The sequence below is a fragment of the Microbacterium sp. NPDC057407 genome, from assembly GCF_042803895.1.
GTDB lineage: Bacteria > Actinomycetota > Actinomycetes > Actinomycetales > Microbacteriaceae > Microbacterium.
On sequence record NZ_JBHVCA010000002.1, the window covers coordinates 170916 to 185446 of the forward strand.

Annotated in this window: 15 protein-coding genes; 9 read left to right on the plus strand and 6 right to left on the minus strand. The window is 67.8% G+C overall.

Going from position 1 to position 14531, the window contains the following annotated elements:
• Positions 1 to 32 precede the first annotated feature (32 nt).
• On the plus strand, positions 33 to 1076 hold the full coding sequence (locus tag ACFUTX_RS05635; protein WP_378861313.1) for a quinone-dependent dihydroorotate dehydrogenase: 1044 nt from the start codon (positions 33 to 35) through the stop codon (positions 1074 to 1076).
• Positions 1077 to 1088: 12 nt separating this feature from the next.
• On the opposite strand, the gene ACFUTX_RS05640 is transcribed toward ACFUTX_RS05635, so the two are convergent.
• Complete coding sequence (locus ACFUTX_RS05640) at positions 1089 to 1676, minus strand: DUF3043 domain-containing protein (protein ID WP_378861315.1); 588 nt, start codon at positions 1674 to 1676, stop codon at positions 1089 to 1091.
• A 48-nt stretch (positions 1677 to 1724) separates the two neighbouring features.
• Between ACFUTX_RS05640 and ACFUTX_RS05645 the strand changes: the two genes are divergently transcribed.
• From ACFUTX_RS05645 to ACFUTX_RS05670, 6 genes are all read left to right on the plus strand, one after another.
• Positions 1725 to 3128 carry a dipeptidase gene (locus ACFUTX_RS05645; protein WP_378861317.1) on the plus strand — a complete coding sequence of 468 codons (1404 nt, stop codon included), beginning with the start codon at positions 1725 to 1727 and terminating at the stop codon, positions 3126 to 3128.
• Between the two features lie 85 nt (positions 3129 to 3213).
• Entirely contained in the window at positions 3214 to 3579 is a 366-nt protein-coding gene (locus ACFUTX_RS05650; RefSeq protein ID WP_378861319.1) for a HesB/IscA family protein, read from the plus strand.
• 159 nt (positions 3580 to 3738) lie between these two features.
• Positions 3739 to 4632, plus strand: a complete 894-nt coding sequence (gene coxB, locus ACFUTX_RS05655) for a cytochrome c oxidase subunit II (RefSeq protein WP_378861320.1) — start codon at positions 3739 to 3741, stop codon at positions 4630 to 4632.
• Between the two features lie 2 nt (positions 4633 to 4634).
• Positions 4635 to 6398 (plus strand): cytochrome c oxidase subunit I, encoded by a 1764-nt coding sequence (gene ctaD / locus ACFUTX_RS05660; protein ID WP_378861322.1) that lies wholly within the window; start codon positions 4635 to 4637, stop codon positions 6396 to 6398.
• 1 nt (position 6399) lies between these two features.
• Positions 6400 to 6864: a cytochrome c oxidase subunit 4 gene (locus ACFUTX_RS05665; RefSeq protein ID WP_378861323.1), complete on the plus strand. Its 465-nt coding sequence runs from the start codon at positions 6400 to 6402 to the stop codon at positions 6862 to 6864.
• A 71-nt stretch (positions 6865 to 6935) separates the two neighbouring features.
• Positions 6936 to 7679 (plus strand): PP2C family protein-serine/threonine phosphatase, encoded by a 744-nt coding sequence (locus ACFUTX_RS05670; protein WP_378862843.1) that lies wholly within the window; start codon positions 6936 to 6938, stop codon positions 7677 to 7679.
• 7 nt (positions 7680 to 7686) lie between these two features.
• Here ACFUTX_RS05670 and ACFUTX_RS05675 read toward each other — a convergent pair whose 3' ends face one another.
• The 5 genes from ACFUTX_RS05675 to ACFUTX_RS05695 all read right to left on the minus strand — a co-directional run bounded on the left by ACFUTX_RS05675 (position 7687) and on the right by ACFUTX_RS05695 (position 12696).
• Positions 7687 to 8106: a rhodanese-like domain-containing protein gene (locus ACFUTX_RS05675; protein WP_378861324.1), complete on the minus strand. Its 420-nt coding sequence runs from the start codon at positions 8104 to 8106 to the stop codon at positions 7687 to 7689.
• A 157-nt stretch (positions 8107 to 8263) separates the two neighbouring features.
• The gene (locus tag ACFUTX_RS05680) at positions 8264 to 10072 is read right to left on the minus strand and encodes a cytochrome bc complex cytochrome b subunit (RefSeq protein ID WP_378862846.1); all 1809 of its coding nucleotides are present in this window, start codon (positions 10070 to 10072) and stop codon (positions 8264 to 8266) included.
• A gap of 41 nt (positions 10073 to 10113) precedes the next feature.
• On the minus strand, positions 10114 to 11193 hold the full coding sequence (locus ACFUTX_RS05685; protein WP_378861326.1) for a Rieske 2Fe-2S domain-containing protein: 1080 nt from the start codon (positions 11191 to 11193) through the stop codon (positions 10114 to 10116).
• A 34-nt stretch (positions 11194 to 11227) separates the two neighbouring features.
• Complete coding sequence (locus tag ACFUTX_RS05690; RefSeq protein WP_378861328.1) at positions 11228 to 12031, minus strand: c-type cytochrome; 804 nt, start codon at positions 12029 to 12031, stop codon at positions 11228 to 11230.
• Positions 12032 to 12051: 20 nt separating this feature from the next.
• Positions 12052 to 12696: a heme-copper oxidase subunit III gene (locus ACFUTX_RS05695; protein WP_378861330.1), complete on the minus strand. Its 645-nt coding sequence runs from the start codon at positions 12694 to 12696 to the stop codon at positions 12052 to 12054.
• Positions 12697 to 12882: 186 nt separating this feature from the next.
• On the opposite strand from ACFUTX_RS05695, the gene trpD reads away from it, so the two are divergent.
• Both trpD and ACFUTX_RS05705 read left to right on the plus strand, forming a co-directional pair.
• A complete protein-coding gene (gene trpD, locus ACFUTX_RS05700; protein ID WP_378861331.1) occupies positions 12883 to 13944 on the plus strand; it encodes an anthranilate phosphoribosyltransferase in 1062 nt (353 codons plus the stop codon).
• Between the two features lie 83 nt (positions 13945 to 14027).
• Complete coding sequence (locus ACFUTX_RS05705) at positions 14028 to 14528, plus strand: aromatic ring-opening dioxygenase LigA (protein WP_378861333.1); 501 nt, start codon at positions 14028 to 14030, stop codon at positions 14526 to 14528.
• Positions 14529 to 14531: the final 3 nt, after the last annotated feature.

The following is a 14531-nucleotide window of genomic DNA, read 5'->3' on the forward strand; positions in this document are numbered from 1 at the left end:
TCGGTGAGAACGGACCCGATACCCTGGACGGGATGTATCCCCTCCTCTTCCGGACCGTGCTCTCGCGCATGGATCCCGAGACCGCCCACCACGCGGCGATGGCCGTCATCCGCCTTCTCGGCGTCGCTCCGTTCTCGTGGCTGGCGCATGCCGTCGCGAAGCCCGACCCGGCGCTGGAGACGCGAGCCCTCGGTCTGCGATTCGACTCTCCGTTCGGCGTCGCAGCGGGCTTCGACAAGGACGTGAAGGGGGCAGCGGGCCTCTTCGCGCTCGGGTTCGGGCACGTCGAGGTCGGCACGCTCACCGCGATCCCGCAGGAGGGCAATCCGCGTCCGCGACTGTTCCGCTTGATCCCCGACCGGGCTGTCGTGAACCGGATGGGCTTCAACAACCACGGGGCACAGGCCGCCGCGGTCCGCCTGGAGCGGCTGCGCCGACGCCGCACACGGGGGATCATCGGCGTGAACATCGGCAAGAGCCGGATCGTCGACGTCGATCGAGCCACGGCCGACTACGTCACGAGCGCCTCTCTCCTCGCACCGCTCGCCGACTACCTGGTGGTGAACGTCTCCTCGCCGAACACCCCGGGTCTTCGCGGCCTGCAGGCGGTCGCGACACTGCGTCCGCTGCTCGAAGAGGTCCACCGGGCCGCCGGCGAGACGCCCCTCCTGGTGAAGATCGCACCCGATCTCCCCGACGACGAGGTGACGGCTGTCGCCGGGCTGGCTGTGGAACTGGGCTTGGCGGGACTCATCGCCACCAACACCACGATCTCGCGCGAGGGGCTGGTCACCGATCCCGCCGTCGTCCGAGCCGCGGGGGAGGGCGGCCTGTCGGGAGCCCCGTTGAGGTCGCGGGCCATCGCCGTGCTGCGCCTCGTGCGCGAGGCCGTGCCGTCGGACTTCTGCGTCATCTCCGTGGGCGGAGTCGAGACGGCTGAAGACGTGAAGGAGCGGCTCGATGCCGGCGCCACCCTCGTCCAGGGGTATACGGGCTTCCTGTACCGCGGACCGCTCTGGGCTCGCCAGATCAATCGCGGGCTGCGTAGAACGAGCGTGCCCGCCGGCGCACGCTAGCGACGCCGGGGCTCAGCTCGGACGCTGTCCGCGCTTCACCTGCGGCTTCGGCAGGCGCAGGAACCGCATCTGCACGGTCCGCATCGCCGCGTACCAGCCGAGGCCCTTCTCCATCCGGTCAGCGCCGAACTTCTGCTTGACGGCGCGCTTGGCCATGATCGACGTGAGGATCATGTCGCCGATCACGAAGAAGATGAAGATCCACAGCGCCACGAACGAGTAGAACTGCACCTCGCGCACGGGGATGAAGGTCGCCAGGATGACGACGACCATCGCCGGCATGACCGCTTCGCCGAGGTGCCAGCCCGCGTCTACGAAGTCCCGGACGAACTTGCGCTGGGGGCCCTGATCGCGAGCCGGGAGGTACCGCGGATCGCCTGCCGCCATCCCGACGCGGGCTTTCTCGCGGGCCGCCTGCAGCTCGGCGCGGGCACGGGCCTTGGCCTCCTTGGTGTCGGCGACGAGGGGGCGCTTGCGCGCGGCCTCGCGCTCGGCACGAGTCGGCGTCGCGCGGCCCTTGCCCGCATTCACCGGCGCCCCGTTGAGCGTCGTGCCTTCGGACGGTGCGTCGTTGGGCGCGGGTGCTGAGTTCTTGGCCACGGTGATCCTCGGAAGGTGCGGGAGATGGGTGCACTTAAGATTACCCGCATGACCTCTGAGCTCTCCCGACAGGATGCTGTGCGCGACGCGGCGGCATCCGGCATCCCCTCTGCCCTCGCCGACTTGGGCGCCCTTGTGCGCATCCCGTCCATCGCCTTCCCGGGATTCGACGAGGAGCAGGTGCAGCGCAGCGCCGAGGCGGTGGCCGCACTCGTCACCGGGACCGGGCTCTTCGAGTCGGTGGAGATCCGCCGTGCCGTCGTGCCGGGCACGGGGGAGCAGGGCAAGCCGGCGGTGCTCGCCACTCGGGCTGCCCGCAACGGACGGCCGACCATCCTGCTCTACGCGCACCATGACGTGCAGCCGGTCGGCGACGAGTCCCTGTGGGAGTCCGCGCCGTTCGAGCCGACCGTCCGTGGGGGACGGCTCTACGGGCGCGGTGCCGCGGACGACAAGGCGGGTGTGATGGCGCACATCGCCGCGCTGCGCGCGTTCCGCGACGCCGCGGGGGAGGACTTCGATCTCGGCGTCGCCCTGTTCTTCGAGGGGGAGGAGGAGGCGGGGTCCAAGTCGTTCGCGCAGTTCCTCTCCGACAACGCCGAAGCGCTCGAGGCCGACGTGATCGTCGTCGCGGACTCGGGGAACTGGGACGCGGAGACGCCCGCGCTGACGGTGTCCCTCCGTGGGAATGCGCGATTCACCCTCCGCGTGAAGACGCTCGAGCACGCATCCCACTCGGGCATGTTCGGCGGGGCGGTCCCCGACGCCATGATGGCGACGATCAAGCTCCTCGCGACGCTGTGGGACGACGATGGCGCGGTGGCGGTCGAAGGCCTGAGCGAGCGGGATGCCTCGACCCCGCCCTACACCGAGGAGACGTTGCGCGACGAGGCCGGGCTTCCGGCAGGAGTGTCGCCGATCGGCCGCGGCACCATCCTGAGCCGCATCTGGAACAAGCCCTCCATCACGGTGACCGGCATCGATGCGCCGAGCGTCGCGAACGCCTCCAACACCCTGAGCCCGGAGATCGCTGTGGTGATCAGCGCACGCATCGCGCCCGGGCAGTCCGCGCGCGACGCCTACGCGGCCATCGAGGCTCACCTGCGCAACCACGCGCCCTTCGGCGCTGAGCTCACCTTCAGCGATCAGGACTTCGGGGACGGGTTCCTCGTCGACACGTCGGGTTGGGCCGTCACGGCGGCGCGAGAGGTCCTCCACGAGGGCTATGGCGTGGAGCCCGTCGATATCGGAGTGGGCGGGTCGATCCCATTCATCGCCGACCTCGTCCGAGAGTTCCCCGCCGCTCAGATCCTCGTCACGGGGGTCGAGGATCCGCACGCGCGCGCGCACAGCCCGAACGAGTCCCTCCACCTCGACACCTTCCGCAAGGCGGTGCTGTCGGAGGCGCTCCTCCTCGAGCGCCTCGATCGGCGCGCCGAAGGTTCGGCGTAGACACGCCCCGGACGGAGCCCCCTTGCCGGCGGGCGGCGTAGAATCGCAGCATCCGCCGCTATCGCGGCCCGTCCCGAGGAGTGCCATGACCGACACCGCACTGTCGACCGATCAGTCCGTTCGCGAGCACGGCGTTCTGCTGACCGATGCCGCATCGCTCAAGGTGAAGAGCCTGCTGGAGCAGGAAGGCCGCGACGACCTGCGGCTGCGCGTCGCCGTCCAGCCGGGCGGATGCAGCGGTCTGATCTACCAGCTCTACTTCGACGAGCGCTACCTCGACGGCGACAAGACGGCCGACTTCGGCGGCGTCGAAGTGATCGTCGACGACATGAGCGTCCCGTACCTCGACGGAGCGACGATCGACTTCAAGGACACGATCTCCGAGCAGGGGTTCACCATCGACAATCCGAATGCCGCCGGCAGCTGCGCATGCGGCGACAGCTTCCACTGATCGGACCGGATTTTCCGCAGGCCCGGCGTGCTTCTCGGAGCGCCCGGGCCCGCGGTTTCTGCGCCCTTCGGGCGCGCTCCTACCTGGGCGGTTGGCCTGAATCGCCTGGGCGCTTGCCCTAGACTGACAGAGTCCGCTTCACGACCCGAAAGGTGCACCGTGCCCTCGAAACGTCGAATCCGCTGGGCCGTTCTCCCCATCGGGATCGCAACGGCCGCAGTACTGGCCGGATGCACCCCGACGGAGCTCCACGGTTACCTGCCCGGCTTCGTCGAGGACGGCACTCCGGCCACCGACCGCGTCGACATGGTCGCCGGTCTGTGGGTCAACTCCTGGATCGTCCTGCTCGCCGTGGGCGTCATCACGTGGGGCCTCATGGGCTGGGCGGCGATCGCCTACCGGCGTCGCCGCGGCCAGGTCGGCCTGCCCGTGCAGCTGCGCTACAACATGCCGATCGAGATCTTCTACACGGTCGTGCCGCTGATCCTGGTGATCGGGTTCTTCGCCTTCACCGCACGCGACCAGACGATCCTCGAGACGCAGTACGACGACCCCGACGTCGAGATCACCGCGATCGGCAAGCAGTGGTCGTGGGACTTCCAGTACGACGGCGACACCGAAGACGAGACCGTCTGGACCATGGGCGTCCAGGCGCAGACCGATGAGCGCGGCAACATCACCAGTGAGCTGCCCACCCTCGTCCTCCCGGTCGACCAGACAGTGAAGATCAAGCTGCAGTCGCGCGACGTGATCCATTCCTTCTGGATCATCGACTTCCTGTACAAGAAAGACATGTACATCGGCAAGGACAACTACTGGTCCTTCACGCCGACCCGCGAGGGCGAGTACGCCGGCAAGTGCGCCGAGCTGTGCGGTGAGTACCACTCGATGATGCTCTTCAACGTCGAGGTGGTCAGCCAGGCCGAGTACGAGGACTATCTCGCCGACCTGCGCGCCGCGGGTCAGACGGGCGACATCAACGACGAGTACGACCGCCTCCAGAACCTGCCGGGCACCGGCGGTACGCCCGAGGACGAAGAGGGAGACAACTGATCATGGCGACGACGCTTCCGCTTCAGGAGACGACACCGGGTCGCCCGACGACACTGCCGCCTCGCCAGGCAGCTCTGCTCAGCGCGTCGCGCGTCGAGCACAAGGGCAACATCATCGTCAAGTGGATCACCTCGACCGATCACAAGACGATCGGCTACCTGTACTTGATCTCCTCGGTGCTGTTCTTCCTGCTCGGCGGCGTGATGGCGCTGATCATCCGCGCTGAGCTCTTCGAGCCGGGGATGCAGGTCATCCCGACGAAGGAGCAGTACAACCAGCTGTTCACGATGCACGGCACGATCATGCTGCTGATGTTCGCGACGCCGCTGTTCGCCGGTTTCGCCAACGCGATCCTGCCCCTTCAGATCGGCGCTCCGGACGTCGCGTTCCCCCGTCTGAACGCCTTCGCCTTCTGGCTCTTCCTCTTCGGCTCCACGATCGCCGTCGCGGGCTTCCTGACCCCGCAGGGCGCGGCGTCGTTCGGCTGGTTCGCGTATCAGCCGCTCGCGAATGCCAGCTTCTCGCCCGGGGCCGGGGGCAATCTGTGGATGCTCGGCCTCGGCATGAGCGGTTTCGGGACGATCCTCGGTGCCGTCAACTTCATCACCACGATCATCACGATGCGTGCTCCTGGCATGACGATGTGGCGCATGCCGATCTTCTCGTGGAACACGCTGGTCACCAGCATCCTGGTGCTCATGGCCTTCCCGGTCCTCGCGGCGGCCATCCTCGCCGCGGCGGCCGACCGCGTGCTCGGCGCTCACATCTACGACCCGCAGAACGGCGGCGTGCTGCTCTGGCAGCACCTGTTCTGGTTCTTCGGTCACCCCGAGGTGTACATCATCGCGCTGCCGTTCTTCGGCATCGTGTCCGAGATCTTCCCGGTGTTCAGCCGCAAGCCGATCTTCGGCTACAAGACGCTCGTGTACGCCACGATCGCGATCGCCGCGCTGTCCGTGGCCGTGTGGGCGCACCACATGTACGTCACGGGGGCGGTGCTGCTGCCGTTCTTCGCGCTGATGACGATGCTGATCGCCGTGCCCACCGGAGTGAAGATCTTCAACTGGATCGGGACCATGTGGCGAGGCTCGGTCACGTTCGAGACGCCGATGGTCTTCGCGCTCGGATTCCTGGTCTCGTTCGTGTTCGGCGGGCTGACCGGCGTGATCCTGGCGTCGCCGCCGCTCGACTTCCATCTCTCCGACTCTTACTTCGTCGTGGCGCACTTCCACTACGTGGTGTTCGGCACGGTGGTGTTCGCGATGTTCGCGGGCTTCTACTTCTGGTGGCCGAAGTGGACCGGGAAGATGTTGAACGAGCGGCTCGGCTACGTGCATTTCTGGCTGCTGTTCATCGGTTTCCACATGACGTTCCTGATCCAGCACTGGCTGGGCGTGGACGGCATGGTCCGCCGCTACGCCGACTACGCCGATCAGGACGGATTCACCTGGCAGAACCAGGTATCGACGATCGGGGCGATGATCCTGGGCGCGTCCATGATCCCGTTCCTGCTCAACGTGTGGATCACCTCTCGCAAGGCACCGCGCGTGACGGTGAACGACCCGTGGGGGTACGGTGCTTCGCTGGAGTGGGCGACCTCCTGCCCGCCGCCGCGGCATAACTTCACGTCGATCCCGCGCATCCGCAGCGAGCGGCCCGCGTTCGACCTCAACCACCCCGAGGCCGGGCTTCCGGTGGGTGTGGGTCCCGCGAAGGATGCGCCTCAGGCTCCGGTTGTCGACCTCGCCGAGGGAGAGGTGAAGTAAGTTGCGCACCAATACCGGACTGTGGTGGCTGCTCAGCGGGTTCTTCCTGCTGATGGCGGTCGTCTACACGGCGTGGAACCTGCTCTCTCACTGGGACACCAACCTCACCGGCAGCCAGTCGTACTGGGACACGATCACACTGTCGATCGAGTGGGTCGGAAGTGTGGCGCTGCTGTTCACCGCCCTGATGGCAGCGCTGATCGCGTTCTACATCGGCAAGGTCCACAAGGCCCAGCGGGGCGAGCTCCCCGAAGACATCCTCACGGCCGACATCGATGACGGCGACCCCGAGCTGGGCGAGTTCAGCCCCTGGTCGTGGTGGCCCATCGTCCTCGCCTTCTCGGCGGCGATCGGCATGATCGGGCTGGCGGTCGGCGCGTGGATGTTCCCGATCGGCTTGGCGATCTTCGTGGTCGCGATCGTCGGCTGGGTCTACGAGTACTACCGCGGGTATTTCGCTCGCTGATCGTGCCGTTGAGGCATGCCCGCGTGCGGCTGCGCTCCGCAGCCGTCTCTGAAACCGGCGCGTACCGCGCCGTGAATCAGGACGCTGCGTTCGTAGCTCCGTGGGGATGTGCGGTTGCCGACGGTGTGGGTGGCGGACCTGCCGGCGACCTCGCGTCGGCGGCACTCGTCCACCGCCTCGCGGCGGGGCGTGCGGGACCCGTCGATGCCGAGAGCCTGGCTGTGAGTGTCCGCGCCGCGAACTGGGACCTGCGCGCACATGTAGAGAGGGATCCCTCCCTCCATGGAATGGCGACGACCTTCACGGGGCTCTTCGTATCGGACGACGACAGTCTGCTGTTGGCTCACACGGGCGACTCACGGGCGTATGTGCTTCGGGGTGGCCTGCTCACGCAGCAGACACGCGATGACTCGTACGTGCAGGTTCTGATCGACCGCGGGCTGGTGGCCCCGGACGCCGCGGCATCCCACCCTCGACGCAACCTCATCACTGCGTCGCTGAGCGGATCCGAGCGCGATGGGGTCGTCGTGGCCGAGCATGCGGCGTCCCACGGCGACCGTTGGGTGCTGTGCAGCGACGGGCTGAGCGACTATCTGCCGCAGGACGCCATCGCGGCCGCTGTGAGGGGCGGGGACGCCGCCGAAGCCGCCTCCGCGGCTGTCTCGCTCGCCCTGGAGTCCGGCACGCGCGACAACGTTACCGTGGTGGTCTGCGACGTCGAGCTCGGTCCTGCGCCCAGCCTCGGGTCGTCGCGCACCGTGTCGTTCTACGGGTCAGCGGCGGCGCGATTCACGGAGGACCTGGAGTCCGCCTGAGCGCCCGTCAGACGGTGAGCTGCGGGCGCACGACCATCACTCGGGGGTCGAACTCGCGGGGGAGCTGTCCTTCGTCGTTCTCGATCGGCTGGCCCTCTCGGATCCAGTACTCGTAGCCGCCGATCATCTCCTTGACGGTGTAGCCCAGTTTCGCGAACTCGAGGGCGCCGCGCGCACCGCCGTTGCAGCCGGGGCTCCAGCAGTAGACGACGACCGGGACGGCGGGGTCCAGCTCGGATTCTGCGCGGGCTGCGATCTCGCGGTGGGGGAGGTGGACGGCTCCCACGATCCGGCCCTGCGCCCACGCGTCGTCTCCGCGAACGTCGACGAGGACGAAGCGGTCGCCGGCCTTCTGGGCGGCGTACACGTCGGAGGCGTCGGTTTCGAGGGCGAGCTTCGCGGTGAAGTAGTCGAGCGGTGAAGTCATGCCCTTACGCTATGGCCGCGACGAACCCGCACCGAGATGCTCGCTGGTCATCGGGCGCGCTTTTCCTGCCGTTTCCTGCTGCCGAGGCTCGGTGCGGAACGACGAATGCCCCAGCACCACCCGCGAGGGTGAGCGCCGGGGCATCCGGTAGACAGGCTCAGCTGCCGCGTTCCTTCTCTCGGTTACGCGGCTTCTTCTCGTCGTCCTCGCGGACGATGACGTTCGACGGGCGAACCGCCGTCTCGGAGTTGGTGCCGTCATCGATCGGACGGTGGGGGGCGTCGGGCACACCGGCTCGCTCGTGCGCGCCCTGAAGCTCGGCGTCCTCTTCTTCGGCGATGTGCTCGAGGGCGTGCTGCTGGTGGGCCAGCGCGGCGTCGAGCTCGGCCTGGGTGACAGGCGACAGGCGGTCTTCGAAGAACCAGCGCGAGAGCGCGGCGCGCACGTTCTGGTGCCACGGGATGCGTCCCTGTGCGTTCGGGCGCACCACGAGGGGCTCATAGGTCTCGAAGTCGACCAGCTTGTACCGCTCGTACTCGTCGACGGGCTGGTGGACCTCGATGTACTCGCCGCCGGGCAGACGCACGATGCGTCCGGACTCGTAGCCGTGCAGTGCGATCTCGCGGTCCTTCTTCTGGAGCGCGATGCAGATCCGCTTGGTCACGAAGTACGCCACCACCGGGCCGACGAACAGCAGGGCCTGCAGCGTGTGGATGACACCTTCCATCGTGAGCCAGAAGTGGGTCGCGATGATGTCGGACGACGCGGCCGCCCAGAGCACCGCGTAGAACGTCACACCAGCGGCGCCGATCGCCGTGCGCGTGGCGGCGTTACGAGGGCGCTGCGCGATGTGGTGCTCGCGCTTGTCGCCGGTGACCCAGGCCTCGATGAACGGGTAGATCAGCACCACGAGGATGAACAGACCCAACCCGACGAGGGGAACGAGGATGTTGAACGACCAGGTGTGGCCGAGGAACACGACCTCCCAGCCCGGCGGGATGAGGCGGAGCGCGCCGTCGGCGAATCCGATGTACCAGTCGGGCTGCGTGCCCGCCGACACCGGCGACGGGTCGTACGGGCCGTAGTTCCAGATGGGGTTGATCGTGAACAGGGCGGCGATCAGGGCGATGAAGCCGAACGTGATGAACAGGAACCCGCCCATCTTGGTCATGTAGACCGGCATCATCGGGTAGCCCACCACGTTGCTGTTCGAACGGCCGGCGCCGGCGAACTGGGTGTGCTTGTTGATGACCATCAGCATGAGGTGGACCACGAGCAGGCCGACGAGGATCGCGGGGAGCAGCAGGATGTGCAGCGAGTACAGGCGACCCACGATGGCGGTGCCGGGGAACTCGCCGCCGAACAGGAGGAACGACGTCCACGTGCCGATCAGCGGGATGCCCTTGATCATGCCGTCGATGATCCGCAGACCGTTGCCCGAGAGCACATCGTCGGGGAGGGAGTAGCCCGTGAAGCCTTCACCCATCGCCAGGATGAACAGGACGAAGCCGATCACCCAGTTGAGCTCGCGGGGCTTGCGGAACGCACCGGTGAAGAACACGCGGAGCATGTGCACGCCGATGCCGGCGATGAAGACCAGCGCCGCCCAGTGGTGCATCTGGCGCACGAGGAGGCCGCCGCGCACGTCGAACGAGATCTCGAGGGTCGACGCCATGGCCGCCGACATCTCGATGCCCCGCATCGGCATGTACGCGCCGTCGTAGTGGGTCTCTGCCATCGACGCCTGGAAGAAGAACGTCAGGAAGGTGCCGGTGAGCAGCACGACGACGAAGCTCCACAGAGCGATCTCGCCGAGCATGAACGACCAGTGGTCGGGGAAGATCTTTCGACCGAGCTCTTTGACGAAGCCCGAGAGGCTCGTGCGCTCGTCGATGTAGTTCGCGGTCGCCCCGACGAACCGTCCGCCGAGCGGCTTGTCACGAGCTGCCAGCGGTGCATCTGTGATTGCCGGCTCCCGAGTGAGATTCTCGGTGGGATGTGTAGTGCTCAATGTCGCTCCCAGAAGCTCGGGCCGACGGGCTCGGTGAAGTCGCTGCGCGCGATCAGGTAACCCTCGTCGTCGACGGTGATGGGCAGCTGCGGCAGGGGCCGGGCCGCGGGGCCGAAGATGACCTTCGCGGCGTCGGTGACGTCGAACTGCGACTGGTGGCAGGGGCACAGCAGGTGGTGCGTCTGCTGCTCGTAGAGGGCGACGGGGCAGCCCACGTGGGTGCAGACCTTCGAGTAGGCGACGATCCCGTCGTAGGACCAGTCGGCGCGGTCGGGCGCCTCCTTGAGCTGCTCGGGGAGCAGACGCATGAGGAGGACGATCGCCTTCGCCTTCTCTTCGAGGTACCCCTCGCTGTGCGACAGGTCGGCGAGATCCTGCGGGATCACGTGGACGGCGGACCCGAGGGTGACATCCGCGGCGCGGATGGGCTCGCCGGTCGGGTCGTGTGCGAGCCGCGTGCCCTCCTTCCACATGGTGTGGCTGAGGAGGTAGACCGGGTCGCCCCCGTGGGGGTGCTCCGGGGAGTTCTGCGGCGCCAGGCCGCGGAACAGGATGATCGCGGGCGCCACCGAAGCGACGAGCGCGGCGATCATCGAGTTGCGGATCATGGTGCGGCGGCCGAATCCGGACTCCTCGTTCGCTTCGGCGAACGCCTGGATGGCGGCTGCCCGCGTGGAGTCGCGGCCGCGCGTCGCGTGACGCGGCTCGACGAACTCCTTGTCGGACATGACGGCCTTGGACCAGTGGATCGCGCCGATGCCGATAGCCAGGAGCGCGAGCGCGATCCCGAGACCGATGAAGAGGTTGTTGTTCCGGATGTCGATCATCCGGCCGCTCTCGATCGGGAAGAGCCAGTAGGCGGCGATCGCCCAGATGCTCGCGGCGACCGAGATGTAGAAGAGCGTGTAGACCGTGCGGACGGCGCGCTTCATCGCGTCCGGGTCCTTGTCGGTCATCCGCTCGCGGTGCGGCGGGAGCTCGGGACTGCGGACCGGGTCGGGGACCGCGACGGCGAGCCCGGGGGAGGGCTTCCAGGAAGCCCTCTCGTGCTCGAGCGGGTCGTCCTCGTGGGCCATGCTGCTCCTCGTCAGTTCTTGCGTGTCAGTGTGTTCAGTTGGATTTCGCCGTGATCCACACGGTGATGGCGATCAGAGCGCCGATGCCGAAGATCCAGATGAAGAGCCCTTCCGAAACCGGACCCAGCGAGCCGAGCGTGAAGCCGCCGGGCGACGTGGTGTCTTGCAGGAAGAGCAGGTACGTGATGATGTCCCGCTTCTCTTCGGTCGTCAGCGTCATGTCGTTGAAGACCGGCATGTTCTGCGGGCCGGTGACCATCGCCGCGTAGATGTTGAGCGGAGAGGTGTCGTAGAGCGCGGGTGCGTACTTGCCCTCGGTCAGGGCGCCTCCCGCGCCGGCGACGTTGTGGCACATCGCGCAGTTGATGCGGAAGAGCTCGCCGCCTTCGGACGCGTTGCCCTCGCCGTCGAGCACTTCCGGCTCGGGGAAGGTGGGGCCGGGAGCGATGCTCTGGATGTACGCGCCGATCGCGGCGATCTGCTCGTCGGTGAACTGCACCGGCTTCTGGGGCGCCTGCGGTCCCTGCATCTGCAGGGGCATGCGGCCGGTGCTCATCTGGAAGTGGACGGAGAGCTCGCCGACGCCGTAGAGCGAGGGGCCGTCGTCGGTGCCCTGCACGTCGAGGCCGTGGCAGGTCGCGCAGTTGGCCTGGAAGAGCTTCTCGCCGTCCTCGACGGTCGCGGCGCTGACGACGGTCGACTCGGTGCTCGTGGCGGCGACGGCCGCCGAAGCGCCGGCGTACACGCCGCCGGTGATCAGGAGTCCGATGCCGATGAGCGCTGCCGCAGCCCACGGACTGCGCCGGCCCTTGGAGCGGCTCGGGGTCTCACGTGCCATGTCGGGAATCAGCTCCGCTCTTATTTCAGGAAGTAGATGACGAGGAAGAGGGCGATCCAGACCACGTCGACGAAGTGCCAGTAGTACGACACCACGATCGAGGAGGTCATCTCTTTACGCCCGAAGTTCTTGACCGCGTAGGCCCGGCCGATGACCAGGAGGAACGCGATGAGGCCGCCGGTGACGTGGAGGGCGTGGAACCCGGTCGTCAGGTAGAACGCCGAGGCGTAGGCGTTGGCGTCGATGGGCATGCCCTCGGCGACGAGCTGGGCGTACTCCCACACCTGGCCGGACACGAAGATCGCGCCGAGGGCGAAGGTCAGCCAGAACCACTCCACCATGCCCCAGCGCTGCCAGAACGAGTTGGACTTCACGCTGTACGGCTGGAAGCGCTCCGCCGCGAAGACGCCCATCTGGCACGTCACGGAAGAGAGCACGAGGATCAACGTGTTCACCGTGGCGTACGGGATGTTGAGCAGCTGCGTCTCTTGCGCCCACAGGTCGGGGGACGTGCTGCGCAGAGTGAAGTAGATCGCGAAAAGACCCGCGAAGAACATCACTTCGCTGCCGAGCCACACGATGGTGCCGACGGCGACCGGATCGGGCCGCTTGACGGACCGCATGGCCTGGGCGTAGGTCGCTGAGGAGGTCGTCACGCTCCCCATTATGGCCGATCCGGAGGGGTCGGATTCGCATCGGCGGCATGTATTTGACCGCCTGCTCATTTAGGTCCACCTAAGAACCACCGGCGAATGACCCGTGAACACGCGGGGAAGACGCCGAACCGGCCGCCGCGGGACGCCGTGTCACGAAAATGTTCCGATTCGTGCACGCGGCTAGGCTTTCTCGGTATGGCGGAGCTGTACACCTGGCCGGGCATCCTCTCGACGCTGCTGGAGCGGCGCGACCTCAGCGTCTCGGAGTCGACGTGGGCGATGCGGCAGATCATGTCGGGCTCCGCGACGCCTTCGCAGCTGGGCGGATTCCTCATCGCGCTGCGGTCCAAGGGCGAGACGGTCGACGAGATCGTCGGCTTCCGCGACGCGATCCTCGAGGCGGCGCTGCCGCTGAACGTCGACCCGGCGGTGCTCGACATCGTGGGAACGGGCGGCGACCGGTTCGGGACCGTGAACGTCTCCACCATGTCGGCGCTCGTGGCCGCGGCATCCGGAGTTCCCGTCGTCAAGCACGGCAACCGGGCGGCCAGTTCGTCCTCCGGCTCGTCGGACGTGCTGAGCGCTCTCGGCGTCGACCTGAGCCTTCCCCCCGAGGCGGTGGCCGAAGCACTCTCGCGGGCGGGGATCACCTTCGCGTTCGCCGCGGCCTTCCACCCGGGATTCCGACACGCCGGTCCGACCCGCAGCGAGCTCGGAGTGCCGACGGTCTTCAACTTCCTCGGGCCGCTGTGCAACCCGGCCCGGGCCGAGGCCAACGCGGTGGGCGTGGCGCACCTCGATCGCGTGCCCCTCATCACGGGCGTCTTCCGCACCCGGGGGGCGACGGCGCTGGTCTTCCGCGGCGATGACGGCCTCGACGAGCTCACGACCACCGGTCACAGCCGCCTCTGGGAAGTCAGCCGCGGCGACATCCACGAGCACGACCTCGACCCCCGCGACCTCGGCATCCCGCTCGCGGAGATCGATGATCTCCTCGGGGGCGATCCGGCCCACAACGCGGGGGTGGTCCGGAGGGTGCTGGCAGGAGAGGAAGGTCCGGTGCGCGACATCGTCCTCCTCAATGCCGCCGCCGGCATCGTCGCCTACCGCCTGTTCCGCGACGCCGCCGAGGTGCAGCGGCCGATCCTGGAGCGTCTCGCCGAGGCGCGCGATGTCGCTGCCGAGGCGATCGACTCCGGCGCGGCGATCGCCACGCTCGACCGCTGGGTGGATGTCACCCGACAGCTGGCGCCCTGACGCGCGTCCGGATCGTCGGGGTACCGGAGCCCGGGGGCCGGCGCTAGCGTTGCGCCGTACGCCCTACTCGCCAGGAGGTCGCCATGAGCCAGGAAACCGTCCCCGCCACCGCGGATGTCGTCGAACCGCCGGTGAAGAGCGTGGGGATCGTGAAGGCCGCGGGCATCCTGGGCATCGTCGGCGGCATCCTGCTGATCGTCGTCGCGATCATCGCCTGGATCGCCGTGACCGCCCAGCTGACGGCCGAGAACATCACGATTCCGGACGATGCCGCGGCCTTCGCGGGGGAGCAGGTCACCGGACCGGTGACGGCGTACATCCAGGCCGACGTGATCAACAAGCACGCGCTCGAGGCGTCGGGCGGTCAGACCTACGCCGAGCTGCCGCAGGACGACCCGGTCCGCGCGACGGTGATGCAGGCGTCCTTCCTCCGCGCCTCGCTCTTCACCTCGGTGGTCGCGTACGGCGTCGCCCTCTTCGCGGCGGGCGTCGGCGTGCTGTCCGTCCTCTTCGGCTGGGCGCTTCTCCGGCTGGCGAGCGTCCCGGTCGTGGTGCGCAGATCGACCGTGGCGGCCGCTCCGTGATGC